The 26,242-nt window shown below is 74.1% G+C and carries 26 protein-coding genes and 1 pseudogene; 5 read left to right on the top strand and 22 right to left on the bottom strand.

Annotation, left to right across the window (positions count from 1 at the left end; translation table 11 throughout):
* Positions 1 to 216 precede the first annotated feature (216 nt).
* Together ABZ807_RS08870 and ABZ807_RS08875 are read left to right on the top strand one after the other, a co-directional pair.
* Positions 217 to 1,335: a tyrosine recombinase XerC gene (locus tag ABZ807_RS08870; protein WP_357154520.1), complete on the top strand. Its 1,119-nt coding sequence runs from the start codon at positions 217 to 219 to the stop codon at positions 1,333 to 1,335.
* A gap of 134 nt (positions 1,336 to 1,469) precedes the next feature.
* Positions 1,470 to 2,651 (top strand): aminotransferase class V-fold PLP-dependent enzyme, encoded by a 1,182-nt coding sequence (locus tag ABZ807_RS08875; protein WP_357154521.1) that lies wholly within the window; start codon positions 1,470 to 1,472, stop codon positions 2,649 to 2,651.
* A gap of 78 nt (positions 2,652 to 2,729) precedes the next feature.
* Here ABZ807_RS08875 and ABZ807_RS08880 read toward each other — a convergent pair.
* Positions 2,730 to 3,371 (bottom strand): annotated as a pseudogene (locus tag ABZ807_RS08880) (M23 family metallopeptidase); the annotation flags it as partial.
* Positions 3,372 to 3,602: 231 nt separating this feature from the next.
* On the opposite strand from ABZ807_RS08880, the gene ABZ807_RS08885 reads away from it, so the two are divergent.
* Positions 3,603 to 4,739: a sulfite oxidase gene (locus ABZ807_RS08885; RefSeq protein ID WP_357154523.1), complete on the top strand. Its 1,137-nt coding sequence runs from the start codon at positions 3,603 to 3,605 to the stop codon at positions 4,737 to 4,739.
* Positions 4,740 to 4,880: 141 nt separating this feature from the next.
* Here ABZ807_RS08885 and ABZ807_RS08890 read toward each other — a convergent pair whose 3' ends face one another.
* The 12 genes from ABZ807_RS08890 to proS all read right to left on the bottom strand — a co-directional run bounded on the left by ABZ807_RS08890 (position 4,881) and on the right by proS (position 13,124).
* Positions 4,881 to 5,204, bottom strand: a complete 324-nt coding sequence (locus ABZ807_RS08890; RefSeq protein WP_007075222.1) for a DUF2469 domain-containing protein — start codon at positions 5,202 to 5,204, stop codon at positions 4,881 to 4,883.
* On the bottom strand, positions 5,201 to 6,013 hold the full coding sequence (locus ABZ807_RS08895; protein WP_357154525.1) for a ribonuclease HII: 813 nt from the start codon (positions 6,011 to 6,013) through the stop codon (positions 5,201 to 5,203). Before ABZ807_RS08895 ends, ABZ807_RS08890 begins: the two co-directional genes overlap by 4 nt.
* A complete protein-coding gene (locus tag ABZ807_RS08900; protein WP_357154527.1) occupies positions 6,007 to 6,492 on the bottom strand; it encodes an NUDIX domain-containing protein in 486 nt (161 codons plus the stop codon). The genes ABZ807_RS08895 and ABZ807_RS08900 overlap by 7 nt, the downstream gene beginning before the upstream one ends.
* A 59-nt stretch (positions 6,493 to 6,551) precedes the next feature.
* Positions 6,552 to 7,184, bottom strand: coding sequence for a signal peptidase I (lepB, locus tag ABZ807_RS08905; protein ID WP_357154529.1), 633 nt, complete (start codon positions 7,182 to 7,184; stop codon positions 6,552 to 6,554).
* The gene (lepB, locus tag ABZ807_RS08910; RefSeq protein ID WP_357154531.1) at positions 7,181 to 8,065 is read right to left on the bottom strand and encodes a signal peptidase I; all 885 of its coding nucleotides are present in this window, start codon (positions 8,063 to 8,065) and stop codon (positions 7,181 to 7,183) included. Before lepB (ABZ807_RS08910) ends, lepB (ABZ807_RS08905) begins: the two co-directional genes overlap by 4 nt.
* 190 nt (positions 8,066 to 8,255) lie before the next feature.
* Positions 8,256 to 8,612 (bottom strand): 50S ribosomal protein L19, encoded by a 357-nt coding sequence (gene rplS / locus ABZ807_RS08915; RefSeq protein WP_357154533.1) that lies wholly within the window; start codon positions 8,610 to 8,612, stop codon positions 8,256 to 8,258.
* Between the two features lie 143 nt (positions 8,613 to 8,755).
* Complete coding sequence (gene trmD, locus ABZ807_RS08920) at positions 8,756 to 9,544, bottom strand: tRNA (guanosine(37)-N1)-methyltransferase TrmD (RefSeq protein WP_357154535.1); 789 nt, start codon at positions 9,542 to 9,544, stop codon at positions 8,756 to 8,758.
* A 17-nt stretch (positions 9,545 to 9,561) separates the two neighbouring features.
* Positions 9,562 to 10,116, bottom strand: coding sequence for a ribosome maturation factor RimM (gene rimM / locus ABZ807_RS08925; protein WP_357154795.1), 555 nt, complete (start codon positions 10,114 to 10,116; stop codon positions 9,562 to 9,564).
* 2 nt (positions 10,117 to 10,118) lie between these two features.
* Positions 10,119 to 10,379: an RNA-binding protein gene (locus tag ABZ807_RS08930; protein WP_357154797.1), complete on the bottom strand. Its 261-nt coding sequence runs from the start codon at positions 10,377 to 10,379 to the stop codon at positions 10,119 to 10,121.
* Positions 10,354 to 10,809: a 30S ribosomal protein S16 gene (rpsP, locus tag ABZ807_RS08935; protein ID WP_357154537.1), complete on the bottom strand. Its 456-nt coding sequence runs from the start codon at positions 10,807 to 10,809 to the stop codon at positions 10,354 to 10,356. The genes ABZ807_RS08930 and rpsP overlap by 26 nt, the downstream gene beginning before the upstream one ends.
* 238 nt (positions 10,810 to 11,047) lie before the next feature.
* Positions 11,048 to 11,716, bottom strand: coding sequence for a DUF402 domain-containing protein (locus ABZ807_RS08940; RefSeq protein ID WP_357154538.1), 669 nt, complete (start codon positions 11,714 to 11,716; stop codon positions 11,048 to 11,050).
* A gap of 1 nt (position 11,717) precedes the next feature.
* Complete coding sequence (gene proS / locus ABZ807_RS08945) at positions 11,718 to 13,124, bottom strand: proline--tRNA ligase (RefSeq protein WP_357154540.1); 1,407 nt, start codon at positions 13,122 to 13,124, stop codon at positions 11,718 to 11,720.
* A gap of 25 nt (positions 13,125 to 13,149) precedes the next feature.
* On the opposite strand from proS, the gene ABZ807_RS08950 reads away from it, so the two are divergent.
* Positions 13,150 to 13,812 carry a hypothetical protein gene (locus ABZ807_RS08950; RefSeq protein WP_357154542.1) on the top strand — a complete coding sequence of 221 codons (663 nt, stop codon included), beginning with the start codon at positions 13,150 to 13,152 and terminating at the stop codon, positions 13,810 to 13,812.
* Between the two features lie 19 nt (positions 13,813 to 13,831).
* Here the strand turns inward: ABZ807_RS08950 and ABZ807_RS08955 are convergent, their stop codons facing one another.
* Positions 13,832 to 14,911, bottom strand: a complete 1,080-nt coding sequence (locus ABZ807_RS08955; protein ID WP_357154544.1) for an amidohydrolase family protein — start codon at positions 14,909 to 14,911, stop codon at positions 13,832 to 13,834.
* Positions 14,912 to 15,055: 144 nt separating this feature from the next.
* On the opposite strand from ABZ807_RS08955, the gene ABZ807_RS08960 reads away from it, so the two are divergent.
* A complete protein-coding gene (locus tag ABZ807_RS08960; RefSeq protein WP_357154546.1) occupies positions 15,056 to 15,217 on the top strand; it encodes a hypothetical protein in 162 nt (53 codons plus the stop codon).
* An 85-nt stretch (positions 15,218 to 15,302) separates the two neighbouring features.
* Here ABZ807_RS08960 and ffh read toward each other — a convergent pair whose 3' ends face one another.
* The 8 genes from ffh to ftsY form a co-directional block, all read right to left on the bottom strand.
* Positions 15,303 to 16,856, bottom strand: a complete 1,554-nt coding sequence (gene ffh / locus ABZ807_RS08965; protein ID WP_357154548.1) for a signal recognition particle protein — start codon at positions 16,854 to 16,856, stop codon at positions 15,303 to 15,305.
* A gap of 806 nt (positions 16,857 to 17,662) precedes the next feature.
* A complete protein-coding gene (locus ABZ807_RS08970; protein ID WP_357154550.1) occupies positions 17,663 to 18,319 on the bottom strand; it encodes a response regulator transcription factor in 657 nt (218 codons plus the stop codon).
* Complete coding sequence (locus ABZ807_RS08975) at positions 18,316 to 19,533, bottom strand: histidine kinase (protein ID WP_357154552.1); 1,218 nt, start codon at positions 19,531 to 19,533, stop codon at positions 18,316 to 18,318. Before ABZ807_RS08975 ends, ABZ807_RS08970 begins: the two co-directional genes overlap by 4 nt.
* Before the next feature lie 149 nt (positions 19,534 to 19,682).
* On the bottom strand, positions 19,683 to 22,046 hold the full coding sequence (locus ABZ807_RS08980; protein ID WP_357154554.1) for a [protein-PII] uridylyltransferase: 2,364 nt from the start codon (positions 22,044 to 22,046) through the stop codon (positions 19,683 to 19,685).
* 17 nt (positions 22,047 to 22,063) lie between these two features.
* A complete protein-coding gene (locus ABZ807_RS08985; protein WP_170285500.1) occupies positions 22,064 to 22,402 on the bottom strand; it encodes a P-II family nitrogen regulator in 339 nt (112 codons plus the stop codon).
* A gap of 25 nt (positions 22,403 to 22,427) precedes the next feature.
* A complete protein-coding gene (locus tag ABZ807_RS08990; RefSeq protein ID WP_357154556.1) occupies positions 22,428 to 23,840 on the bottom strand; it encodes an ammonium transporter in 1,413 nt (470 codons plus the stop codon).
* Between the two features lie 257 nt (positions 23,841 to 24,097).
* Positions 24,098 to 24,961, bottom strand: coding sequence for an aminoglycoside phosphotransferase family protein (locus ABZ807_RS08995; RefSeq protein WP_357154558.1), 864 nt, complete (start codon positions 24,959 to 24,961; stop codon positions 24,098 to 24,100).
* Between the two features lie 7 nt (positions 24,962 to 24,968).
* Positions 24,969 to 26,156: a signal recognition particle-docking protein FtsY gene (gene ftsY / locus ABZ807_RS09000; RefSeq protein WP_357154560.1), complete on the bottom strand. Its 1,188-nt coding sequence runs from the start codon at positions 26,154 to 26,156 to the stop codon at positions 24,969 to 24,971.
* Between the last annotated feature and the right edge of the window lie 86 nt (positions 26,157 to 26,242).

The raw sequence follows: 26,242 nt of genomic DNA on the forward strand, positions 1-26,242 counted from the left end.
CTCCTCCCGTCGGTGTCCCCCGCCGACGCCACCGGGCGACGGGGCACGCACCGTCCCTGCCTCCAGTCTCCCCGTCCACGCCACCACCGGCCAGCACCGACGGCGGTGTGCCGAACGGGCGGCGCGCGCCTACGCTGAGCCCGTGCCAGGTGGACGTCATACGGTGCCGAGGTTCCGCGGTGTCGCGGCCGGCTCCCGGGCGGCGCGGGACCGGCGATGACGGGCGGCGGACGGGCCACCCGGGCGGCGCACCAGGCGCTGCCGCCAGCGATGCGGGAGGCCGTGGACGATTTCGCCGACCACCTGGCCCGGGTGCACAACCGCTCGGCGCACACCGTGCGGGCGTACGTCGCCGACCTGGTCTCGCTGCTCGACCACGCCGTACGGATGGGCTGCTCCCAGCCGGCTGAGCTGGACCTGACGGTGCTGCGCAGCTGGCTGGCCAAGCAGCGGACCCTGGGCGCGGCCCGGACGTCGCTGGCCCGCCGGGCGGCGGCGGCACGGACCTTCAGCGCCTGGGGGCACCGCGCGGGCGTGCTTCCCACCGACGTGGCCGCTCCGCTGTCCAGTCCACGGGCGCACCGCGACCTGCCCACCGTGCTGCGGGCCGACCAGGCCGCCGCGCTGGTCGAGGCCCCCGGCCCCCGCCCGGCTTCCACCCGGCCCACCGAGCCCACCGAGGCCACCGAGCCCACCGACGGAGCCCGGCACGGCGCGACCGCCCCCCGCTCGGCGACGCGACGCGACGACCCGACCCAGCCCACCGATCCGACCGGGCCCACCCGGCAGGACGATCCAGGGCACGCCGACGGTGCGACCCCCGCCGACGACCCGGTGCGGCTGCGCGACCGGGTCCTGCTGGAACTGCTCTACGGCACCGGGGTGCGGGTCAGCGAGGCGTGCGGGCTGGACGTCGGCGACGTCGACCACGGCCGCCGGGTGATCCGCGTCCTCGGCAAGGGCGACCGGGAGCGGTCGGTGCCGTACGGGGTGCCGGCGCAACGGGCGATCGACGACTGGCTGCGATCGGGGCGGCCGGCGGTGGCGGTGCCGGGCTCCGGGGACGCGCTGCTGCTCGGCGCGCGCGGCGGACGGCTGAACCCGACGACGGCGCGCCGGATCGTCGCCGGGTACGCGGAGTCCCTCGGACTGCCCCGGGTCAGCCCGCACGGGCTGCGGCACTCGGCGGCGACCCACCTGCTGGAGGGTGGCGCGGACCTGCGCGCCGTGCAGGAACTGCTGGGGCACTCCTCGCTCGGCAGCACGCAGATCTACACGCACGTCTCGGTCGAGCGGCTGCGGGCCGCGTACCGGCAGGCACATCCGCGCGCCTGACCCACGGCGCGCCCGCCCGGCCGGGCCGGCCTGACCAGCGTACGGCGCGAGGAGGGCCGCCACCGGTGCCGTTGACCGGCGAGGGAGGACCGCGAACCGACGACGGTTGATCCGTCGACGGATATGATCACGGCGTGACCGTCGCCCGGCCGCCCGAGCCGATCCCCGGGGCCCGACTGCTCTTCTCGCTCGACCCGGCGGTCAGCTACCTCAACCACGGCGCGTTCGGCGCGGTGCCGGTCAGCGTGCAGCGAGCGCAGCAGCGGCTGCGCGACGAGATGGAGTCCAACCCGCTGCGCTTCTTCACCCAGGGGCTGGTCGACCGGCTCACCCACACCCGGCGGCACCTGGCCACCTTCCTCGGCGCCGATCCGGACGGCACCGCGCTGGTCGGCAACGCCACCACCGGGGTCGCGGTGGTCCTCCAGTCCCTCGGCCTGGGTGCCGGCGACGAGGTGCTCACCACCGACCACGGGTACGGCGCGGTCGGCTTCAGCATCGAGCGGGAGTGCCGCCGCACCGGCGCGCAGACCCGCGCGCTGCGGGTGCCGCTGACTGCCACCGACGAGGAGGTCGTCGAGATCGTCCGCGCCGGCCTGCGGCCCGGGCGGACCCGACTGCTCGTCGTCGACCAGCTCACCTCCCCCACCGCCCGGCTCTTCCCGGTCGCGGCCGTCGCGCAGGTGGCCCGCGAGCGGGGCGTACCGGTGCTGGTGGACGCGGCGCACGCGCCCGGCATGCTCCCGGTCGACGTCAGCAGCGTCGGCGCCGACTTCTGGGTGGGCAACCTGCACAAGTGGGCGTTCGCCCCGCGGGGCACCGGCGTGCTGGTGGTCGCCTCGCCGTGGCGGGAGCGGATCGAGCCGCTGGTGGTCTCCTGGGAGCAGGGGGCCGGCTTCCCCGGCAACGTGGAGTGGCAGGCGACCCTCGACTACACGAGCTGGCTCAGCGCCCCGGCCGGGCTCTACACGCTGCGCAGCCTCGGGCTGGACCGGGTACGCGCACACAACGCGGCGCTGGCCGCGTACGGGCAACGGGTGGTCGGGGACGCGCTCGGGGTGGCGCCGACCGACCTGCCCAACCCGGGCGGGCCGGCGGTCGCCATGCGGATAGTGCCGCTGCCGCCGGGCGTCGCCACCACCCTCGACACCGCCAGGGCCCTGCAGGGCCGGATCGCCGAGCGGCTCGCCACCGAGGTGGCGGTGATGGCCTGGGACGGTCGGGGCTGGCTACGGCTCTGCGCGCAGGTCTACAACTCCGCCGAGGAGTACGAACGGCTGGCCGTCCGGCTGCCCCCGCTGCTCGCCCGGCGCTGATCCCGGCGACTGCCCGCGCCGGCCACATCGGCAGGCGGCCCGTGCCGTCCGACCGGCAGCCGGGCCGGTCGGGTCGTGCACCGGAAGCAGCCGGACCGGACCGAGGCCGAGCAGGGCCAGCGGGTCGAGGTAGTCGACGCCCCGCCGCAGCCCCCAGTGCAGGCAGGCCGGGGCGGGGCAGCCCGGGTGCCCGGCCAGCAGGACGCCGAGCGGCGCACCGGGCCGGACCGGGTCGCCGGGGCGTACGTCGGGTCGGACCGGCTCGTAGGTGGTCCGCAGGCCCGCCGCGTGTCCCACGGTGACCACCGGCCGGCCGGCGACCATGCCCGCGAAGAGCACCGTCCCGGCCCCGGCCGCGCGGACGGTGGCCCCCGTGGCGCCGGCCAGGTCGACCCCGCGGTGGCCGGGCAGCCACGGCCGTGGTGGCGGATCGAAGGGCCGCACCGGGCGTGGCGTGCCGTCGAGCGGCCACCGGAACGCCGGGGAGCCGGCCGCCGCGCCCAGGGTCCGTGCCGCGCCGAGCGCCGACGGCCGGCGGTCGACCCGCTGCCCAGGGGTGCCGGGCGACAGGGCACCGGCACCGGTCCGCGCGCCCACGACCAGCGCGCCGGGAGCGTCGAGCCGGGCCCGGGTGACATCCGACGCGACGGCGCCGCCGGGCGGGCCGAGGACCAGCAGGACCGCCAACCACACCGTCGCCGCCCGCAGTGCTCTCCGCATACCCGCAGCATGCCCGCACCGGCCGTCGAGCGACCCCGACAGCACGTCCGCTGTGGACAACGGCCCGCCCTGTGGATGACGCCCGGCGAGCGGGTCGATCTGCTATGCGGTGGGGGTCCGTGTCGCCGACGGCAGGGACCCCCACCCACGAATGCCCTGCCGTCGACGGGACGAGCCGCGCCGGCGCCGGCGCCGGACCCTGGACCGGGGCGGCCACTAGGCTGAGCCCACATGCCGAGGGCAGAGAGCGGGGAGGCCACCGTGACCACCGTGGACGATGTGAGCCGGCCCTCCCGGGTGGCCGGGCCGGACGAGGCGTTCAGCGCCGAGGAGCTGCAACTGGCCGCCCGCAACCACGGCATCCCGCTGGAGGCGTTGCGCTACGACGTCACCCCGGCCGGCCTGCACTACCTGCTCATCCACTACGACATCCCGGATGTCGACCCGGCCACCCACGCGCTGACCGTCGACGGTGCGGTACGCGTGCCGCTCATCCTCGGGCTGGACGAGTTGCGCTCGCGTCCCCGGGTGACCCGGCAGGTCACGCTGGAGTGCGCCGGCAACGGCCGGGCGCTGCTGCACCCGCGCCCGGTGAGCCAGCCCTGGCTGGTGGAGGCCGTCGGCAACGCCGAGTGGACCGGCACGCCGCTGGCGCCGCTGCTGCGTGAGGCCGGCATCGCCGCAGCGGCGGTGGACGTCGTCTTCACCGGGGCCGACCACGGCGTCGAGCGCGGTGTCGAGCAGGACTACCAGCGCGCCCTCCCGGTCGCCGACGCGTTGCGGGAGGAGGTGCTGCTGGCGTACGAGATGAACGGCGCTCCCCTGCTGCCGCAGCACGGCGCGCCGCTGCGGCTGATCGTGCCGGGCTGGTACGGCATGGCGCACGTGAAGTGGCTGCGGAGCATCACCGTGCTGCCCGGGGAGTTCGACGGCTACCAGAACGCCGTGGCCTACCGGCTGCGCCGGGACGCCGACGACCCGGGCGAGCCGGTGACCCGGATCGAGCCGCGGGCCCTGGTCCGACCGCCGGGGTTCCCGGACTTCATGTCCCGTACCCGGGTGCTGCGTCCCGGCCCGTGCACGGTGGACGGTCGGGCCTGGTCCGGGCACGCGCCGGTCACCTCGGTGGAGGTGACCACCGACGGCGGGACGACCTGGGCACCGGCCACGGTGGACCCGCCCCGCGGCGGGGACTGGTCCTGGCGGCGCTGGCGGTACGAGTGGTCGCCGCGCCCGGGCCGGTATGTTCTCGGCGCCCGGGCGACCGACGCGTCGGGGCGGACCCAGCCGGTCGAGCAGCCGTGGAACCGGGGCGGGTTCGCCAACAACCTCGTCCAGCGGGTCGAGGTCGTGGTCCTCGCCGACTGACAGCGGCGGCGCACCGCCGCACGGCGCGCCCGTCTCGCGCGGGGTGGACGCGGGGCGCCGTGCCGGATGCGCGCACGGCGGCAGTCGGGAGAGGGGTCACGCGGGCCGGCGGGTGGGGCGCCGGTGGGGCTTGGGCGGTCGTCAGCCGCCGAAGCCGGAGTCGGCGGGGAGGGAGATGTCGGGCTTCTCCAACTCCTCGACGTTGACGTCCTTGAAGGTCATCACCCGGACGTTCTTGACGAACCGGGCAGGGCGGTACATGTCCCACACCCAGGCGTCGTGCATCTCGACCTCGAAGTAGACCTCGCCGTCGGAGTTGCGGACGTGCAGGTCGACCTGGTTGGCGAGGTAGAAGCGGCGTTCCGTCTCCACCACGTAGGAGAACTGGCGGACAATGTCGCGGTACTCCCGGTAGAGCTGTAGCTCCATCTCGGTCTCGTACTTCTCGAGATCTTCCGCGCTCATCGCACTCCGCCTTCCATGACCACATCTTCCCCCACCGGCGCCGAAGGCCGAGGCTGCTCGCCCAACGCCACGCCGACGGTACCCCCTGACGCCTCGAAGCGCTCCATCGGCTCGGTCACGGCCCCGCCGACCGGGCGCCGGGACCGGGGCGGCTGGCCGGCGCGGCCGGACACGGCGGCCACGTTGACGTACGAGAACCGGTGTTCGACGCAGGGGCCGCGCTCGCGCAGCGCCTCGGTGTGCTCGGCCGTGATGTACCCCTTGTGCTCGGCGAAGCCGTAGCCCGGGTACCGCCCGTCCAGCTCCACCATGATCCGGTCCCGGGTGACCTTGGCCAGCACGCTAGCCGCCGCCACGCAGGCGGCCACCCGGTCGCCCTTCCACACGGCCAGCCCCGGGACGTCCAGCCCGTCCACGCCGAAGCCGTCGGTCAGCACGTACTCCGGTCGGGTGGTCAGCGACGCCAGGGCCCGCCGCATCGCGGCCAGGTTGCACACGTGCAGGCCCCGGGCGTCGACCTCCTCGGCCGGGATGACCACCACCGCGTACGCCAGGGCCCGGGTGACGACCTCCTCGTACACCCGCTCCCGGCTGGCCGGGGTGAGCAGCTTGGAGTCGGCCAGCCCCTCGATCTCACCGCGCCGCCCCTCGGGCAGCACCGCGGCGGCGGCGACCAGCGGCCCGGCGCAGGCGCCCCGGCCGGCCTCGTCGGCGCCGGCCACGTGCCGGAAGCCCCGCCGTTGCAGGGCCCGTTCCAGCGCGTAGAGCCCACCGTCGCGGCGCACCACCGTGCGCGGAGGCGTCAGCACGGCGCACCCCCGCCGGCGGCGCCCGCGCCGGCCAGGGCCCGGGTCAGCACGGCGGGCAGGTCCGCCGGGTAGTACCGCTGGCCGGTCGCCGTCAGCTCGTCGACCGACCACCAGCGGTGCCCCGAGACGCTGGCCCGCTCGACGTCGGTGAAGCCCGCCGTGTCCACCTCCCAGCCCGGCACCCGGACCAGGAAGAACTCCTGCTCCTGCCGGTACCGGACGCCGTCGAAGGGGAACTCGACCGTCTCCGACCAGACCGACGCGCCCAGCTCGGCGGGAGTCAGCTGCAGCCCGGTCTCCTCGGCCAGCTCGCGGGCGGCGGCCTGGGCCGCGGTCTCCCCCGGGTCGAGCCCCCCGCCGGGGGTGAACCAGTACCGGTGGTCGGGGCGGGACGGGTCCCAGCCGCTGAAGAGCAGCACCCGGCCGCCCGCGTCGACGAGCAGCACCCGGGCCGCGCGGCGAGGGGTGTAGACGGTCACCGCCCCAGCCTGCCAGACGCCGGTGACGAACGGCCACGCCCGGGGCGGGCTCGCGGCCGCTACGAGTTGGGGATGCCGTCGAACTGCTTCGGGACGGTGAGCCAGGTGGCCCGGTTCACCGGCCAGAAGACGGTGAAGGCCCGCCCGACGACCCGGTCCTCGGGAATGGTGGCGCTGTCGATGTTCCGATCGGACCGCTGCCAGTGCTCCAGTGAGTCGCCGGAGGCGGAGCGGTGGTCGCCCATCACCCAGAGCCGCCCCTCCGGCACGGTGATGTCGAACTCCTGGTCGGCCGGCTTGTCCCGCTGGCCGTCGGCGGAATAGATGTACGGCTCGTCGAGCGGCTTGCCGTTGATCACCAGCTTGTCGTCGTCGCAGCAGACCACGTGGTCGCCGCCGACGCCGATCACCCGCTTGATGAAGTCCTCGCCCGCGGGGTTGCCGCTCCACTCGGTCGGCGCCTTGAAGACGACCACCTCGCCGCGGTGCGGCGACCGGAAGTCGTAGACCAGCTTGTTGACCAGCACCCGATCGTCGATCTTGAGGGTGTTCTCCATGGACGGGGACGGGATGAAGAAGGTCTGCAGCACGAAGGCACGGACCAGCACCGCCACCAGGATCGCCACGCCCAGGAGGATGGGCAGCTCCTTCCAGAAGGAACTGCGGGGCTTCTCGGTCTGCTCGTCAATCACGGGTGGAGCCTACGTCCCCGGGCGCGGGCTGATCGTCCGGAACGCGCGACAACGGACATCAGGGCCGCCACCGGAAGGAGGAGAGCGACACCGCCCACCGGGGTCGGCTCGACCGGCCCCGGCGGGCCGGCCGGGGCGGCGGCCGGCCGGGAGAGCTTGTCGAAGGTCGCCGGCACTGGCAACGACGTCCACCGCTGGGACGGCCAGACCACCATGAACGCCCGGCCGACCAGGTTGTCGATCGGCACCGGGCCCTGGCAGCGGGCGTCCTGTGAGACCAGCCGGTGGTCGCCCATCACGAAGATCTGGCCGGCGGGGACGACCACCTCCTCGAAGCGCCGGGACCGGCACTCGCGGGGGTTGGGCGGCACGTCCAGCGGCGAGTTGCGGATCACGTACGGCTCGTCGAGTGGGATGCCGTTGACCAGCACGCGCCCCTGGTCGTCGCAGCACTTCACCCGGTCGCCGGGAACGCCGATGACCCGCTTGATGAAGTCCTTCTCGCCGGGGCGGCTGACCCCGACCAGGTCGCCGAGCGTACGCCCGACCTTGCCGGCGAAACCGGGCTCGGGCCCCTGGACCTCCTGCGCGACCCACCGGTCGGTGCCGCGGAAGACCACGACCTCGCCGCGCACCGGGTCGCGCACGTCGTAGACGACCTTGTTGACCAGCACCCGGTCGCCGATGAGGAGGGTGTCCTCCATCGAGCCGGAGGGGATGAAGAAGGCCTGGAGCAGGAAGGTGCGGATCAGCACGGCGAGGCAGAAGGCGACGACCAGCAGCAGTGGGAGTTCCTGCCAGAGCGGCATCTGCCGGCGGGGGCGCCGGGTCCGCCGGTGCCACGGATCGACTGTGCCGTCTGAGTCAAGCACCTGCACCACGCCACTCCCCGGTCCGCAGAAACGACACTACCGCCCGGGAGCCTCGTCGAGGCTCCACGGGCGGTAGTGGACATTCGTATGCCGTGACCAGTGTCGCGGCGTCGCTGCCCCGCTGCGCCCGTACGACCAGGGTAATGCGATCTGGTCGATACGACATCGGCGCAGCTCAGGTGGCGTGGCGAGCGGGAAGTCAGCTGGGCTGCTTCTCCCGCTTCTCCTTGATCTTGGCCTTCTTGCCGCGCAGCTCGCGCAGGTAGTAGAGCTTGGCGCGACGGACGTCACCGCGGGTCACGATCTCGATCCGGTCGATGCCCGGGCCGTTGATCGGGTACGTCCGCTCCACGCCCACACCGAAGCTGACCTTGCGGACCGAGAAGGTCTCGCGCAGACCGCCACCCTGGCGGCGGATGACGACGCCCTGGAAGATCTGGACACGGGACCGGTTGCCCTCGACGACCCGCGCGTGCACCTTGACGGTGTCACCGGCACGGAAGTCGGGGAGGTCGGTCCGCTTCGACTGGGCGTCAAGGGCGTCCAGGATGTTCATCGCTGCGTCCTCGTGAGGCTCACGGCGCACCGTCACTCGGTGCGCGGATGGGTGATTCTGATCTCCGGGTGGTGGTCGGCGGGCCGACCCCGGTCGGGGATCCTCGCAGCCCCCCGCGGGCGCGGGCGGATGCGGCAACCCCCCTACTTTGCCACATCCCCCGGCGGCAGCTGAAATCCGGCCCGGCCCAACGCGGCGACGTCCCGTTTGTCCAGGGACTCCGGGGGCAGTGCGGCGATCATGTCGGGCCGTCGGGCGGCGGTGCGGGCCAGCGCCTCGTCGCGCCGCCACCGGGCGATCCGCCCGTGGTCGCCGGAGCGGAGCACCTCCGGCACCTCGTGCCCGCACCAGGTCGCCGGCTTGGTGTACATCGGGGCCTCCAGCAGCCCGTGCGCGTGCGACTCCTCGTCCAGCGAGCCGGCATTGCCGAGCACCCCGGGCAGCAGCCGGGTGACCGCCTCCAGGATCACCAGCACCGCCACCTCGCCGCCGAAGAGCACGTAGTCGCCGAGGGAGACCTCGGTGACCCGCATCCGGGTCGCGGCGTGGTCGAGCACCCGCTGGTCGATGCCCTCGTACCGGCCGCAGGCAAAGAGCAGGTGCGACTCGGCGGCCAACTCGTGGGCCATGGCCTGGGTGAACGGGACGCCGGCCGGCGAGGGCACCAGCAGCCGGGGCAGGGTGTGGCCGTCGGGACCGAGCTCGTCGGGGGCGAGGGCGTCGAGCGCCGCACCCCAGGGCTCCGGCCGCATGACCATACCCGGGCCGCCGCCGTAGGGCGTGTCGTCGACCGTGCGGTGCACGTCGTGGGTCCAGCTCCGCAGGTCGTGTACGGCCAGCCGCAGCGTGCCGTTCTCCCGGGCTCGGCCGATCAGCGACAGGTCCAGCGGGGCGAAGTACTCCGGGAAGATCGACACGACGTCGACGCGCATGGGGGGTGGCTCCGGTCTCAGAGGTCGAGCAGCCCGGCCGGCGGGTCGACCACGACGCGACCGCCGGCGAGGTCCACCTCGGGGACCATCGCCGTGACGAAGGGGATCAGCGCGGTACGCCCCTCGGGGCGGCGCACGACCAGCAGGTCCGAGGCGGGGGCGTGGTCGATCCGGGCCACCTCGCCCAGCTGCTCACCGTCCGGGGTGACCACGGCGAGGCCGACCAGCTGGTGGTCGTGGAACTCCTCCGGGTCCTCCGGCGGGGCGACGTCGGCGCTGTCCACGCCGATCAGGGTGCCGCGCAGCGCCTCGGCGACCTCCCGGTCTCCAATGCCCTCGAAGGCGACCAGCATCCGGCCCTGGTGCCAGCGGGCCGACTCGATGGTCAGCTCCGCGGGAACCCGGAACGCCACGCCCGGGCCGGGCGCGGGGTTGGCCGGGGCGGTCGCCCCCGGCTCGGTGCGCAGCACCGCGCCGGAGGCGAAACGCGCTTCGGGCTCGTCGGTCCGCACCTCCACGGTGACCTCACCGCGGATGCCGTGCGGTTTGCCGATCCTGCCGACAATGAGCAGCATCAGTACGCGTCGACGATGTCGACGCGTACTCCGCGTCCACCGATGGAGCCGATCACCTGGCGCAGTGCCTTGGCGGTCCGGCCGGACCGCCCGATCACGGTACCGAGGTCCTCCGGGTGCACGCGGACTTCCAGCCGCTTGCCCCGACGGGAGTCGACCATGCGGACACGCACGTCGTCCGGGTGGTCCACGATGCCCTTGACCAGGTGCTCCAGCGCGGGACGCAGCGGCATGTCAGGCCTGCTCACCGGCGTCGGCAGCAGCGGCCGGGGCCTCGGCCGGCGCCTCGGTCTTCGGCGCCTCGGCCTTGGCGGCCTTCTTGGCCGGCTTGGCCGGAGCCTCGGCCAGGCCGGCGGCGGCCTTCGCCTCGGCCTCGTACGCCGCCTTGCGGTCGGCGCGCTCGGCGGCGACCTTCAGCGGCGGCGGGGCCGGCAGGCCCTTGTACTTCTGCCAGTCACCGGTCAGCTCCAGCAGGCGCTGCACCGCCTCGCTCGGCTGCGCGCCGACGGAGAGCCAGTACTGGACCCGGTCCGACTTGACCTCGATCACCGAAGGGTCTTCCTTCGGCTGGTACACGCCGACGAACTCGATCGCGCGACCGTCGCGCTTGGTGCGCGAGTCGGCGACGACGATGCGGTACTGCGGGTTGCGGATCTTGCCCATCCGCAGGAGCCGGATCTTTACGGCCACAGTTGTTTCGCTCCTGTTGCGATCTCACCGGCCCGGTACGGGCGGTGCACGGGTGAGCGCCGACCGGCACAGTGGGGTTGGGCCGGAGACTGCTCGGTGGACTGGCGACGCGCCCGGGTTAGAGGGCGCCGGACGCGCGCCGGATACCAGCGACCCATTCTGCCAGATCCGGCGCCGATCTCTCACACCGGACCCGGGCGGGTCACCCTGCCCGACGGGCGGGTGACGAGGGACACGGTCAGCGGACCGGCGGGCGGTCCCAGCCGAAGGGCAGTTCGTCCGGTACGTCCCAGTCGGCGGGCGGGACGAAGTCGCACCAGGCGCCGTCGAACGGGAACTCCCCCGCCTCGGCGAGGGCGATCACCCGCTTCCCCTCGGCCCGCACGGCCGCCTCGTCGGCCACCCAGTAGTCGTCGGGGAAGGCGAGCCGCTCGGCGAACTCGTCCTCGTCCTTCCACCGCCAACTGCGGTCCGGGTACACCACCACGTCGAGGTCCTGGTCCACCACGTCCACCCCGGCGACCGCGCCGTCGTCCCAGCGGACGCCCGGCTCCTCCAGGTTGACGTACCAGCTGGCGAAGCGCCCCCGCGCGTCCCGGAACCACCAGACCGAGTGGGCCGCCCCGGTGGGCAGGAACTTCAGCAGCGGCGGGCCGTTCCACCGACCGCGCGCCAGCCGGTAGGACGAGGAGATCCACTCGGCGAACGGCATCGCCCGCATCCCCAGGCCGGCCTCGGTGACCTCGTGGGCCACCGGGGAGTCCCGGGCGATCCAGAGCAGCAGCCCGCGCTCGTCGTCGCTGACCACCCGGCCCGGCCGGACCCAGCCGATCCGGCCGTGCCGCACGTTGCGGTGCAGGATCAGCCGCCCCGGCGCGAACCGGTCGGCGGGACCGCCCGGGCGCACCTCAGTAGGCGCGGGCGAGGATGGCGACCAGGTCCGGCTCGTCCTCCGAGTCGGGCACCGAGCCGTCGGCGCGGAGCAGGCAGCGCACGGTGACGCCCTGACCGTTCGCCTCGGCCTCGCCCTGGACGCCGACCGCCGACCACGGCACCTTGGCCCAGCCGGTGGCCGCCGCCTCGATCGCCTCGGCCAGCGTCGACACCTCGACGGTGCGCGACTGGCGGTGGGCGAGGGCCTGGTCGTGCAGCGTCCGCTGGTCGGCCTCCAACGCGGCCAGCACCGCGCCGACCACGTCCGCAACCGGCGTCGGGGCCTTCGAGCCGTCCGTACGCCGGACCACGACCGCGTTGCCGGCGGCCAGGTCGCGGGGGCCGACCTCGACGCGTACCGGATAGCCGCGCAGCTCGGCGTCGACGGCCCGGCGGCCGAACGGGGTGTCGGTGCGGTCGTCGAGCGCGACCCGGACGCCGGCGTCGCGCAGCGCGTCGCGGAGCTTGGCCGCCGCCTCGCCTACACCCTCGCCGTCCTTGACGACCATGACGTACGCCTGGACCGGGGCCAGCTTCGGCGGCACCCGCAGGCCGTTGTCGTCGCCGTGGCACATGATCAGGCCGCCGAGCATCCGGGTCGAGGTGCCCCAGGAGGTCGTCCAGGCGTGCTCCCGGCCGCCCTCGGCGGAGGTGTAGCTGATGTCGAACGCCTTGGCGAAGTTCTGCCCCAGCTCGTGGCTGGTGCCCAGCTGGAGCGCCTTGCCGTCGCCCATCATGCCTTCGCAGGTATAGGTGGCCGTCGCGCCGGCGAACCGCTCCCGGGCGGTCTTCAGGCCGACCACCACCGGGATGCCCAGCACGTTGACCATCAGGTCCTCGTACGCCTCGTGCAGGATCCGCCGCGCGTAGGCCCGGGCGTCGGACCGCGTGGCGTGCGCGGTGTGCCCCTCCTGCCAGAGGAACTCGCTGGTGCGCAGGAAGATCCGGGGGCGCAGCTCCCAGCGGACCACGTTCGCCCACTGGTTGAGCAGCAGCGGCAGGTCCCGGTACGAGTCGACCCACTTGGCCATGAACTCGCCGATCACCGTCTCACTGGTGGGGCGCACCACCACCGGCTCGGCGAGCTGCTTGCCGCCACCGTGGGTGACGACGGCGAGTTCCGGCGAGAAGCCCTCGACGTGCTCGGCCTCGCGCTTGAGGTAGCTCTCCGGGATGAAGAGCGGGAAGTAAGCGTTCTCCGCGCCGGCCGCCTTGATCCGGGCGTCCATCTCGGCCTGCATCCGCTCCCAGATGGCGTAGCCGGCCGGTCGGATGACCATGGTGCCGCGGACCGGGCCGTTGTCGGCCAGCTTCGCCTTGGCGATCAGGTCCTGGTACCAGCGGGGGAAGTCCTCCGCACGGGGAGTGAGCACGCGTGCCATGAGGGCACATCCTATGCTCCGCCCGGTGGGCACCGCGATCGGGCGCGCCCGTACCGCGGCCGGGTACCGGGATCCCGACCGGGCGGGGCAGTTGACCAGCGCGCTAGCATCTGCGGCCATGTCTCCGCTGCGCTCCCTGTTCTCCCGCCGTGCCGCCGAGCCGGCACCGCTGCCCTACCCGCCGTCCTCGCCCGAGGGCCTCGTCGCGCGCTGGGTGCGCTGGCTGGCGGCGCACGGGCCGATGACGGACCCGATCCACGACACGACCGGCGAGGACGCCGGGCACCACCAGCCCGACGACGTCTGGTTCCTGGCCGGCACGTACGGCGGGACGGTGCGGCGGCGCTGCGTGATCCCCGCCGGGCGGCCGCTCTTCTTCCCCGCCTTCAACATATGGCAGGTCGGCTCCGCCCCGGGCGAGGTGCCGGTGGTCGGCGGGGCCACCGGGCACGCCAAGCTCGACGACGAGCGGGTGGCGCTCGACACCATCGGCACGCCGACCCCCTTCGAGGTACGGGGTGCCGTCCGAAACGCCGTCACCGGCCGGTCGCGGCCGTACCCGGTCACCTGCTGGGGTCTCTGGGCGAGCGTGCCGCCGCTGGCCCCGGGCGAGCACGAGCTGACCTTCGGCGGCACCGACGGCGGCGAGTTCTCGGTGCGGGCGAAGTACCTGTTGGTCGTGAGCTGAGCCGCGCCGGCGGCTGTGGTCAGCGGATGACGCGACCGCGCAGGACGATGCGGGACGGGGCGCGGACCACCCGCAGGTCGCGGCGCGGGTCCTCGGGGTAGACGACCAGGTCGGCCAGGCCACCCTCGACCAGGCCGGAGAAGCCCAGCCACTCGCGGGCACGCCAGGAGGCGGCGGCGAGGACGTCGACCGCCGACATGCCGGCCCGCTCGTGCAGGAGCAGCATCTCCTCGGCGGCCAGCCCGTGGTCGATGCCGCCGCCCGCGTCGGTGCCGACGTAGATCGGCACACCGGCCTCGTACGCCGCCCGGACCACCTCGGGGAAGCGGTCGCGCAGGGCGAGCATGTGGTCGGCGTACCCGGGGAACCTGGCCCGCGCCTGGTCGGCGATGCCGCCGAAGGTGCGAATGTTGATCATCGTGGGGATCAGCGCGGTGCCCTGCCGGGCCATCAGGTCGATCAGGTCGGGGCTGAGGCCGGTGCCGTGCTCCACCGAGTCCACCCCGGCGCGCACCATGATCTCCACGGCCGACTCGGAGAAGGTGTGCACGGCGGCGCGCGCCCCGGCCGCGTGCGCGGCCGCGACGGCCGCGGTCATCGTGTCGGCGTCCCATGACGGGGCCAGGTCGCCGACGCCACGGTCGATCCAGTCGCCGACCAGCTTGACCCAGCCGTTGCCGGCGGCGGCCTGCGCCGCCACCGTCGCGGCCACCTCCGCCGCGCCGACCTCCAGGCCGATGTCGCGCAGGTAGCGCTTCGGCGGAGCGACGTGCCGCCCGGCGCGGGCCAGTCGCGGCAGGTCCGACTCGTCGTCGAGTTCGGGGTACGGGAACGGCGAGCCGGCGTCCCGGATGGCCAGCACCCCGGCGTCCCGGTCGGTGCGGGCCAGCTCGCGGGCCTCGTCGAGCGAGGTGATCGGGGCACCGCCCCGGGCGATGCCGACGTGGCAGTGCGCGTCGACCAGGCCGGGCAACACGAACCCGCCGTCCACCACGGTCTCCGCGTCGGGCACCGGTTCGAAGGTGACCCGGTCGCCGACCAGCCAGAGATCCCGGACCTCGTCGTCCGGCAGGAGCACACCGCGCACATGCAGAGCCATGAGCACAGTCCTACCGGATCACTCCCCGCCGCGCCTCGGCGGGCCGCCGCCGCCCGGGGCGGCGCTCACCCGGACCGGGTGGGGTCGCCTCACCCGGTCACGTTGAACGGTGGTGGGAAGCCGCGCCGAAGAGGAGGTCCGCCGATGAGCATGTCGATTCCGAACGACCGACGGGTGCCCAACTACCTGCGGCAGAGTGGCCGGCCGGAGTTGACGCCGCGGCAGCGGCGCCGCGCCGAACACAAGAAGGCGCGGCTGGACGCCGTGACGGGTCGGAATGCCCCGAAGCCGGCACCGAACCGGTGACCCGCCGCCGGGTGGCGGTCACGGCCGCCACCCGGCCGACCTGGGACAACCCTGGGTGGCTGCGACGGGCACCGGCCGCCCGAGGTCAGCGCTTGCCGTCGCCCTTGCCGAGCTTGTTGAAGTCGATCTTCGGGAGCTTGAAGCCCGGCGGCAGGCCCTGACCACCGGCCAGGTCGCCCGGGTCCAGCCCCGGCGGCAGCTGCGGCATGCCGCCCGGGAAGCCGCCCGGCAGCCCGGCGCCCGCCCCGGTACGCGGCCTTCCGCCGCCCTTGGTGCCCTTGCGCTTGTTCTTCGGCGACTTGGTCGCCTTGCGCCGGCCCGCGCCGGGCAGGCCCATCATGCCGCCCATCTGCTTCATCATCTTCTGCGCGTCGGCGAAGCGGTTGAGCAGCTGGTTGACGTCCATCACGGTGACGCCCGAACCGGTGGCGATGCGGGCCCGGCGGGAGCCGTTGATGATCTTCGGGTTGGTGCGCTCGGCCGGGGTCATCGACCGAATGATCGCGGTGACCCGGTCGAAGTGCTTGTCGTCCAGCTCGGCGAGCTGGTCCTTCATCTGCCCCATGCCGGGCATCATGGCCAGCACGTTGGCGATCGGGCCCATCCGGCGGACCGCGATGAGCTGGTCGAGGAAGTCCTCCAGGGTGAACTGCTCGCCGCCCATCAGCTTGGCGGTCATCTTCTCCTTCTGATCGGAGTCGAAGGCCTGCTCGGCCTGCTCGATCAGAGTGAGGACGTCGCCCATGCCGAGGATCCGGCTGGCCATCCGGTCGGGGTGGAAGACGTCGAAGTCCTCCAGCTTCTCGCCGGTGGAGGCGAAGAGGATCGGCTGCCCGGTGACCTCCCGGACCGACAGCGCGGCGCCACCGCGGGCGTCGCCGTCGAGCTTCGACAGCACGACACCGGTGATGCCGACGCCATCGCGGAACGCCTCGGCGGTGCGCACCGCGTCCTGACCGACCATCGCGTCGATGACGAAGATGACCTCGTCCGGGTCGACCGCGTCGCGGATGTCGGCGGCCTGCTGCATCATCTCGGCGTCGATGCCGAGGCGGCCGGCGGTGTCGACGATGACGATGTCCCGGGCGGCCCGCTTGGCGTGCTCGATCGAGGCGCGCGCGACCTGCACCGGGTCGCCGGTGCCGTTCCCGGGCTCGGGGGCGTACACCTCGACGCCGGCGCGGCCACCGAGCACCTGGAGCTGCCCGACGGCGTTGGGGCGCTGGAGGTCGGCGGCGACCAGCAGTGGCTGGTGCCCCTGGGCCTTGAGCCAGCGGGCCAGCTTGCCGGCGAGGGTGGTCTTACCGGAGCCCTGGAGACCGGCCAGCATGATCACGGTCGGCGGCTGCTTGGCGAACTGGAGCCGCCGCCCCTCGCCGCCGAGCACGTTGACCAGTTCTTCGTTGACGATCTTGACGATCTGCTGCGCCGGGTTGAGCGCCTGGGAGACCTCCGCGCCGCGCGCCCGTTCCTTGAGGTTGGCGATGAAGCCCTTGACCACCGGCAGCGCGACATCCGCCTCCAGCAACGCCATGCGGATCTCGCGCGCGGTGGCGTCGATGTCGGCGTCGGTGAGCCGACCCTTGCCGCGGAGCTTGGTGAAGATCCCGGACAGGCGGTCACTCAAGGTGTCAAACACGCGAACATCCCGTTTGTCAGTGTTACGGCGGGCACAACGCGGCCGGGGTGCAGGAACCGGCCACAGCTAGGGTAGCCCGCCGCCCGCACCCACGCTCCGGCCCGGCCGCCCGGCCGCCCGGCCGCCCGCGCGCCCGGCACGCGGGTCAGGGCGTCGACACCTTCCGGCCGCCACCCCACCACCGGATCCGGCAGCGGTTCCACCTCGACGCGCCCGGAGAGCGCCTCGGCCACCTCGGGACTCCCGGCCGAGAGGCGGCGGCCCGCCACACGTCCGACCGGGAACGGGACGGCGCATCCCGCGCCGCGGAAGCCGGGACGACCGGCGCCCGGCGGCTCAGCCCGCGGGCACGCACAGCCGGGTGCCGGGCGCGTCCTGCCGCGGAGGCGAGAGCGCCTCATACGCTTTGGAGCTGATGACGTGAACGAATCACCCCTATCCCACGGCCGAGCCCCGGCCGGTCAGCCCGCCACGATCTCGCCCGGTCCGGCGCCCAGGCCCGCGCTGGCGCGCCCGTCCGCCTCCGCGCCCGCGCCGGTGTCCTCTGCCCCGCCTCTGCGGCTGCGGCTGCGGCTGCGGCTGCGGCTGCGGCTGCGATCGTTTACGTCATCAGTTCCAAAGCGTCTCCCAGACACCCCACCCATTGCCGGCGGCGGTGCGGCCCGGGCCACCGGACCCGCCCAGGGCACTCCTCGCCGCCAGCCCACCGAAACGGACCACCCGGCGCCGCCACGCGGCCAGGTCCTGGTAGTCGCCGGTGGGCACGGTGGTCTTGCCCGCCCCGAACGCCCCGTTCAGCCAGACGATCAGGAGTCGACCAGCCCCGACTGGTACGCGAAGACCACCAGCTGGGCCCGGTCCCGGGCGGCCAGCTTGACCATCGCCCGGCTGACGTGGGTCCGCGCGGTCGCCGGGCTGACCACCAGCCGATCGGCGATCTCGGCGTTGCTCAGCCCCTCGCCGACCAGGCCCACCACCTCCCGCTCCCGCTCGGTGAGGGTGTCCAGCCGGGGGTGCGGGCGGAGCACCCGGGCCGGCCGGGCGGCGTACTCCCGGACCACCCGGCGGGTCACCGAGGGCGACAGCAGCGCCTCCCCCTCGGCCACGACGCGGATCGCCCGCAGCAGTTCGGCCGGCGGGGTGTCCTTGGTCAGGAAGCCGCTGGCCCCGTGCCGCAGCGCGTCGAAGACGTACTCGTCGAGCTCGAAGGTGGTCAGCACGACCACCCGGGTGCCGGCCAGCGACGGGTCGGCAACGATCCGCCGGGTCGCCTCGATCCCGTCCACGCCCGGCATCCGGACATCCATCAGCACCACGTCCGGGCGCTCGGCGCGGGCCAGCTCGACGGCGCGCAGTCCGTCGGCGGCCTCGCCGACCACGCTCAGGTCCTCCTCGCTCTCCACCAGGGCCCGCAGCCCGATCCGGATCAGGTCCTGGTCGTCGGCGAGCAACACCTTGATCATGAAGCCTCCTCCACCGGCAACGTCGCGTACACCCGGAAACCGCCGCCGGCGACCGGCCCGGCGCTGAACACGCCACCGAGCGCGGTGACCCGCTCCCGCATCCCGGCCAGCCCGAACCCGCCGCCCGCCCCGGGCCCGGTCGACGCGCCCCGGCCGGTGTCGGTCACCTCCACCGCGACCTCGGCGGGTGAGTACCGGAGCCGGACCGCGGCGGTGGCCTGCCCGGCGTGGCGCAGCACGTTGGTCAACGACTCCTGCACCACCCGGTACGCCGCCAGGTCGACCGCCACCGGCAGCGGGCGGGGCTCCCCGTCGACCGTCACGGTGACCGGGACCCCGGCGCCGGCCAGCCGGTCGCGCAGCTGCGGCACCTGGTCCAGCCCCGGGGCCGGGGCCCGCTGCGCGTCCGCCTCGTCCCGGCGGACCACGGTGAGCGTCACCCGCAGCTCGTCCAGGGCCTCCTTGCTGGTCCGGCTGATCGCCCGCAACGCGGTCTCGGCCTGCTCCGGCCGCTTCGCCAGCAGGTGCAGCGCGATCTCCGCCTGCATGTGGATCGCCGCCAGGCCGTGCCCCACCACGTCATGCACCTCGCGGGCGACCCGCAGCCGCTCGCCGTCGGCCAGCCGGCGCGCCTCGTCCGTACGGTCCCGGGCGGCGCTCTCCCGGAGCAGCCGCACGGTGGTACCGACCGCGAACGGCACCACCACCCAGGCCGCGGCCGGCATGGCCCCGATCGGACCCCACGGCCGGACGCCGACGAACACGCAGCTCAGCAGCACCAGCAGCGCCACCCCGCAGGCTGCCCCGGCGGGCCGGAGCGGCCGATGCGCGGCGACCGTGTAGACCGCGACGAAGAACGAGATCAGGATCGGACCGTAGGGGTAGCCGAGCAGCAGGTACGCCGTGGCGGCCAGCGTGCCGACCGCCAGCGTCACCAGCGGCCACCGCCGTCGTACGGCCAGCGCCAGCGCGGCGACCGCCACCAGCGCGTACGTCCCGCCGCCTGCGGCGACGCCCTCGTTCGCGGCGGCGCCGCGGGTGCCGACCAGCCCGAAGGCGAGCATCCCCAGGGCAAGGGCGCTGTCGCCGACCCCCACCCGCCAGCGGCGGCGCTTCCGGTCCATGTCGTCCCTCCCCCGCGTCCAACCGATGTCCCGGCGGTGCAGCAACCACCCGCCCGCCACGGCGAACGCGACGAGATAGGCCACCACCACCAGCGCCGAGCATGGCCCACATCGTCGCGACGAGCCACCAGAGTGCCGGCCGGCGGCCTCCCGGGCGTCGCCCGGCGGGCGGCTCCGCGACTACGCCAGCGGGCGTAGCCGGCCCGCCGCTCGACCGCTTCCGGCCGGCGCGGAAGGTCTCAGACGGCGGCCAGGACGGCGGCTTCGAGCCGGGCCCGGTCGGTGTCGGAGGGCCAGCCGCCGACGAGGTAGAACGCGTCCACCACGTCGCCGCCGAGGGTGGAGATCCGGGCCGCCCGGACCTGGGCCCCGGCCTCGTCGAGGGCGCAGGTGACCCGGTAGAGCAGGCCGGCCGCATCGGCGGCGCGCAGCTCCAGCAGCACCGCGTCGGTGGCCGCCTCCCGGTGCCAGACCACCCGCGGCGCGGCCCCCCCACCCCGCGGCGCGAGGGCCCGGCCCCGCAGCCGCTGGGTGACCGAGACATCCCCGTTGACGGCGCGCCGCAGGTCGGCACTGAGCGCGATCGGGTCGGGCGCCAGGCCGTAGCGCGGCTGCACCCGGCACTCGACCAGGGCCCGGCCGTCGACCGTGGAGGCGTCCGCGGAGAGCACCTCCAGCCGGTGCAGGGCCAGGCAGCCAGCCACCGTCGCGAGCAGGCCGCGCCGGTCCGCCGCGGCCACCGCCACCCGGTCCTCCGCCAGGTGTACGACCGGCAGCGGCCCCGCCACCAGCGCCGGGTCCGGGGCCGGGGGCGCGGGCAGGGCGCCGGTGTCCAGCGCGGTACGCACCCGGGCGACCAGCTCGGCGACCAGCCGCCCCTTCCAGTCCGACCAGGCGGCCGGCCCGGTGGCCGCCGCGTCGGCCCGGACCAGGGCGTGCAGCAGGTCCAGGGTGGTGGGGTCGCCGACCTGCTCGGCGACCCCGGCGACGGTCTTCGGGTCGGACAGGTCGCGGCGGGTGGCCACCTCGGGCAGGAGCAGGTGCAGCCGGACCAGTGTGCCGATCAGCGTCGCCTCGGCCTCGGGCAGCCCGATCCGGGCCGCGATCGCCTCGGCCAGCGGCGCCCCGACGACGCTGTGGTCCGCGACGGCGGGCTCGTGCCGGCCGACCTGCCCGGCGGCGCCTTCGCCCGGCAGCCCCTTGCCGATGTCGTGCAGGAACGCGCCGAGCAGCAGCAGGTCGGGGCGGTCCACCGCGCGGGTGTGCCGGCTCGCCTCGTACGCGGTCTGCACCAGGTGCCGGTCGAGGGTGAACCGGTGCACCGGGTTGTGCTGGGGCAGGCTGCGCAGCCGGGTCCACTCGGGCAGCCAGCGGTCGATCAGGCCGTACCGGTCGCAGGTCTCCCAGGCGGGCACCAGGCCGGGACCGGCCCCGAGCAGGGTGATCAGCGCGGCGCGGGCGGCCGGCGGCCAGGGCGCGGGCAGCGGCGGGCAGTACGCGGCCAACCACTCGCAGGTGGCCCGGGCGATCGGCAGCCGGGTGGTGGCCGCGGCGGCAGCGATCCGCAGCGCCAGGCTCGGGTCGGGGCGGGCGCCGATGGCGGTGCGGGCGAGCACCAGTTCCCCGTCGTGCTCGACGACGTCCCGGGCGACGGGCCGGCGCACCGGGCGGCCGTCGCCGCCGCGGCGGCGGCCGGAGCGCAGCCGGTCGGCGGCCCGCCAGGCGTCGTCGAGGGCGTGGCTGACCGTGCGGGCGTCCCCGGCGATCCGGCGCAGCAGGGCGTCGCCGTCGTCCACGACGACTCCCGGTCGCTGCCCGGCGTCAGCCGCGCCGAGCTGGAGTTGTCGCAGGCCGAGCAGCCCGGCCACCCCGTCGCGTTCCTGGGCGACCAGCCGGTCGACCCGGCGGCCGACCTGCTGGTGCAGGGCGTCGCGGGTGTCCAGCAGCCGCCGGTGCGCGGCGCGCACGGCGGGGCGCAGCGCGTCGGTGATGCCGGCGGCGGCGATTGCCCGCAGCAGGCCCACGTCGCGCAGCCCGCCGGCGGCCTCCTTGAGGTCCCCTTCGAGCAGGAAGGCCAGTTCGCCGTGGGTACGCCAGCGACTCTCGGTGATCTCCCGCAGGGCGGGGAGCCGGCGGACGGCGGTGCGCCGCCAGTGGTCGACGGCGGTGCGGGTGAGCGAGTCGGCGAGCGCCCGGTCGCCGGCGACGAAGCGCGCGTCGAGCAGCGCGAGGGCGACCTTGACGTCGTCCTGGGCCACCGAGAGCGCCTCGGCGAGGGTGCGCACCGAGTGGTCGAGCCGCACCCCGGCGTCCCAGATGGGGTACCACAGCGACGCGGCGAGCTCGTCGACGCCGGGCACCCCGGCGTGCAGGAGCACCAGGTCGAGGTCGCCGTGCGGGGCGCACTGCCGCCGCCCGAGGCCGCCGACGGCGACCAGCGCGATCCCGTCCCGGGACGGCAGCAGCGACCCGAGCCAGGCGTCGAACCCTTCCGCGCGCCTGACCCGGGCCGCTTCGCCGATGCCGTCGACCTCATCGACCGGGAGGCTGGCGTCAGTGGATCCGGGGGTGTCCGACGCGGTGCTCCTGGTCGACGAGGTCATCAGCGGGGCCCTTCCGGTTACAGGGCGTCGAGGCCGCGCTCGCCGGTACGGACCCGGACGACCTCCTCGACCCCGGTGACCCAGACCTTGCCGTCGCCGATCTTGCCGGTCCGGGCGGCGGCGACGATCGCGTCCACGATCTTGTCGACGTCCATCTCGTCGGTGAGCACCTCGACCCGGATCTTGGGCAGGAACTCGACCGTGTACTCGGCACCCCGGTAGACCTCGGTGTGCCCCTTCTGCCGCCCGTACCCCTGGACCTCGCTGACGGTCAGGCCGGCCACGCCGAGGGCGTGCAGGGCCTCCTTCACCGCGTCCAGCTGGTACGGCTTGATGACCGCGGTCACCAGTTTCATGTCCAACCCCTCCATTCCAGGAACGTTAACCGGCGACCTTCTCGCTGACCGGCTCGGTGGCCGGTTGGTCGGCCTCGTCCGGCGCCGGCTTCGGGGCGCCCGGGGTCAGCCCGGCCATCGCGAACGCCCCACCGCCGGCACTGCCGGTGGTCGACGACAGGTCGTACCCGCTCTCGGCGTGCTCAGCCACGTCGATGCCGGCGACCTCGTCCTCGGCCTGGACCCGGAAGCCGATGGTCTTCTCGATGGCGAAGGCGAGCACCCAGGCGATGCCGAACGACCAGACGGTGACGATCAGACCGGCGAGCGCCTGCCGACCGAGCTGGGTCAGGCCGCCGCCGTAGAACAGGCCGTCCGAGGCGCCGATCACGTCGCTGATCGCGCCGTTGACCGAGTTGGTGGCGAAGAGGCCGAGCCACAGCGAGCCGATCCAGCCGCCGACGAAGTGCACGCCGACCACGTCGAGGGAGTCGTCGTAGCCGAGCCTGTACTTCAGGCTGATGGCGAGGGCGCAGACCACACCGGCGACGATGCCGAGCAGGACCGACGCCCACGGGGCGATGAAGCCGCAGGCCGGGGTGATGGCGACCAGACCGGCCACGGCGCCGGAGGAGGCGCCGACCATGGTCGGCTTCTTGTCCTTGATCCATTCGACCGCGAGCCAGCCGAGCACCGCCGCGGCGGTGGCGAGCTGGGTGTTGATGAACGCGAGACCGGCGACCGAGTCGACGGTCAGCTCCGAGCCGGCGTTGAAGCCGAACCAGCCGAACCAGAGCAGACCGGCGCCGAGCGCGACCAGCGGGATGTTGTGCGGCTTCATGCCCTCCCGGGGCCAGCCGAGCCGCTTGCCGAGCACCAGGGCCAGGGCGAGCGCCGCAGCGCCGGCGTTGATGTGCACCGCCGTGCCACCGGCGAAGTCCAACGCGTGGATCTTCCCGCCGATGATGCCGCCGCCCCACACCCAGTGGGCGACCGGGAAGTAGACCAGGGTGGCCCAGCCGAAGGCGAACAGCAGCCAGCCGGCGAACTTGGCCCGGTCGGAGATGGCGCCGCTGATCAACGCCACGGTGATCACGGCGAAGACCATCTGGAACGCCATGAACACGTAGAGCGGGACCCCGATGCCGCTGGGGTTCTCCGCGGTCGCGCCCCACAGGTCGGTCTCGGCCAGGAAGGTCCTGGTGCCGAGGTACGCGCCGGGGTCGCCCCAGAAGCCGTTCACGTCGGTCCCGAAGGCGACGCTGAAACCGTAGAACCACCACAGAACCGAGATGAGCCCGATGGCGGAGAAGCTCATCATCATCATGTTGAGCACGCCCTTGGCCCGGTTGAGCCCGCCGTAGAACAGCGCCAGTCCCGGGGTCATGAGCAGCACGAGCGCGGTCGAAACCAGCAGCCAAACGGTGTTGCCGCCGTCGATCGTCGGTGCTTCAGGCACGCTGGCCTCCTAAAGGTGAAGTTCCCTCCTTCGCGGCTTTCGGGGCAGCGTCGCCCGTACGCCGGTTGCGCGGAAGCTTGGTCGCCCCCTGTTTCCTTCACCGACACCGCTCGATTTCCGGCGCGTGACGGGTTGTTTCCGGCGTGTGAAGAACCCCGCACCGCCGCCAAGCCGCCCTCGTTCACGGAAAGAGTGGCTATTTCAGGTGAAATAGCCACTCTTTCCGTGAAAGTGCGTGCAGGGGCGGGGAGAGAGCCTCAGCGGAGGGCGTACTCCAGGGCGTGGCGCTCGTAGTCGAGCAGCCGCAGGTCGCGCAGGGGGCGACGGAGGTGGCCCTTGTGCACGATCCGCACGAACGCCGGCTCACCGGCCGCAGCCATCCGGCGGATCCCCTCGACGTGGTCGACGATCCGCTTGCGGATGGTCCGGATCAGCCGGTGCCGGTCCCGCGGGATCAGCCCGTACGCGTCGGCGAAGAGCCGCAGCCGGCGCGGCCGGTCGGGGTGCTTCCAGCCGAGCGTGATCGAGTCCCGGTCGGAGAAGATCGGCACCCAGGTCCAAGCCGCGTACGCCACGTCGTAGATCCGGGCGCCGGGCGAGGCGAGGTCGAAGTCGATCAGCCCGAGGGTGCCGTCCGGCCGCCAGATGACGTTGTGCGGGGCGGCGTCGTGGTGGCAGATGACCTCGGTGTCCGGCGGGGGCGGGCCGAACGAGCGCCAGACCGCGCTGGGCGGCGGGGCGAAGCCGTACTGCGCGTCGTGGAACATCCGCAGCATGGTCGCCACCGTCACCAGCGCCTCGTCGGTGACCCAGTGCGGGGCCAGCGGGTACTCCCCGCACTCCCCCTCCAGGTACGACAGGACCTCCCGGTTGCGCTCGTCCATGCCGAGGGCACGGGGGGCGCCGGTGAACCCGACGTACTCCAGGTGGCGCAGCAGGGCGTGCACGGAGGGCGTCCACGGGCCGGCGTTGCGCCGGACGGTGTCGCCGACCCGGACCACGGTGCTCACGTTCCCGCCGTGCAGCGGGATCTCCTGCGAGGTCACGTACGGTCTCCCCAGGGCCGGCGGCGCGTGGCGAGGGTCACGCCACCCGGCGAACGCGCGATCGTCAGTCGTCACTGCGAGATTACGCGTCCCGGGCGAGCGGCTCGGTGCCGAGCAGCGCGTCGACGAACTGCGCCGGGTCGAACGGGGCCAGGTCGTCCGCGCCCTCGCCCAGCCCGACCAGCTTGACCGGGATGCCGAACTTACGCTGCACGGCGATCACGATGCCGCCCTTGGCGGTGCCGTCGAGCTTGGTCAGCACGACCCCGGTCACATTGACCACCTCGGTGAAGACCCGGGCCTGTTCCAGGCCGTTCTGGCCGGTGGTGGCGTCCAGGACGAGCAGCGTCTCGTCGATCGGGCCGTGCTTCTCCACCACCCGCTTGACCTTGCCCAGCTCGTCCATCAGGCCGATCTTGTTCTGCAGGCGGCCGGCGGTGTCGATCAGCACGGTGTCGGTGCTGGCATCGATGCCCCGGCGGACCGCGTCGAAGGCGACGCTGGCCGGGTCGGCGCCCTCCGGGCCGCGGACGGTCTCCGCGCCCACCCGGCCGCCCCAGGTCTGCAGCTGGTCGGCGGCGGCGGCCCGGAAGGTGTCGGCCGCGCCGAGGGTGACGGTCCAGCCGTCGGCGATCAGCACCCGGGCGATCTTGCCGCAGGTGGTGGTCTTGCCCGCGCCGTTGACGCCGACCACCAGCAGCACCGCCGGCAGGCCGTCCTTGGGGGTGGTCCGCAGGGAGCGGTCCAGGCTCGGGTCGAGGGCGTTGACCAGCTCGGCGGCGAGCAGCGCGCGCAGCTCGGTGGCCGACCGGGTGCCGAGCACCCGGGTCCGCTCGCGCAGCCGGTCGACGATCTCGCGGGTGGCGTCGATGCCGACGTCGGCGGTGATCAGGCTGTCCTCGATCTCCTCCCAGGCGTCCTCGTCGAGGTGGTCGCGGCTGAGCAGGCCGAGCAGGCCCTTGCCGAGGGCGTTCTGCGAGCGGGACAGCCGGGAGCGCAGCCGGACCAGCCGGCCGGCGGTCGGCTCGGGCACCTCCAGCGGCGCCGGGGGCACCTCGACCAGCGGCGGCTCGACCAGGACGCCGGTGGAGAGTTCGGCCTCGGGCGCCTCGACGGGCGGACCGGCGAGGTCCTCCTCGGCCCGGGTCTCGACCTCGGTCTCGGGCAGCGGCGGCTCGGGGCGCCGGCGCAGCCGGGGCACCACCAGGCTGAGGCCGCCGAGGATCAGCACACCGAGCAGGGCGAGTGCGACGAGGAGGTATTCCGTCATGCCGAAATCCTGTCAGATGCCGGCGACCGCGTCTCATCGACCGCACCCCGTGGCGTCGGCCGTCGCCGGCGGTAGGCTCGGCCACA

Source organism: Micromonospora sp. NPDC047548 (genome assembly GCF_040642975.1).
In the GTDB taxonomy this organism is placed as follows: domain Bacteria; phylum Actinomycetota; class Actinomycetes; order Mycobacteriales; family Micromonosporaceae; genus Micromonospora.

Bases quoted from the DNA above. Each gene is read 5' to 3' on its own strand.
- ABZ807_RS08870 (WP_357154520.1), top strand. From the start codon at position 217: ATGACGGGCGGCGGACGGGCCACCCGGGCGGCGCACCAGGCGCTGCCG.
- ABZ807_RS08885 (WP_357154523.1), top strand. From the start codon at position 3,603: ATGCCGAGGGCAGAGAGCGGGGAGGCCACCGTGACCACCGTGGACGAT.
- ABZ807_RS08890 (WP_007075222.1), bottom strand. From the start codon at position 5,204: ATGAGCGCGGAAGATCTCGAGAAGTACGAGACCGAGATGGAGCTACAG.
- rplS (WP_357154533.1), bottom strand. From the start codon at position 8,612: ATGAACATCCTGGACGCCCTTGACGCCCAGTCGAAGCGGACCGACCTC.
- trmD (WP_357154535.1), bottom strand. From the start codon at position 9,544: ATGCGCGTCGACGTCGTGTCGATCTTCCCGGAGTACTTCGCCCCGCTG.
- proS (WP_357154540.1), bottom strand. From the start codon at position 13,124: ATGGCACGCGTGCTCACTCCCCGTGCGGAGGACTTCCCCCGCTGGTAC.
- ABZ807_RS08955 (WP_357154544.1), bottom strand. From the start codon at position 14,911: ATGGCTCTGCATGTGCGCGGTGTGCTCCTGCCGGACGACGAGGTCCGG.
- ABZ807_RS08960 (WP_357154546.1), top strand. From the start codon at position 15,056: ATGAGCATGTCGATTCCGAACGACCGACGGGTGCCCAACTACCTGCGG.
- ABZ807_RS08970 (WP_357154550.1), bottom strand. From the start codon at position 18,319: ATGATCAAGGTGTTGCTCGCCGACGACCAGGACCTGATCCGGATCGGG.
- ABZ807_RS08980 (WP_357154554.1), bottom strand. From the start codon at position 22,046: ATGACCTCGTCGACCAGGAGCACCGCGTCGGACACCCCCGGATCCACT.
- ABZ807_RS08985 (WP_170285500.1), bottom strand. From the start codon at position 22,402: ATGAAACTGGTGACCGCGGTCATCAAGCCGTACCAGCTGGACGCGGTG.
- ftsY (WP_357154560.1), bottom strand. From the start codon at position 26,156: ATGACGGAATACCTCCTCGTCGCACTCGCCCTGCTCGGTGTGCTGATC.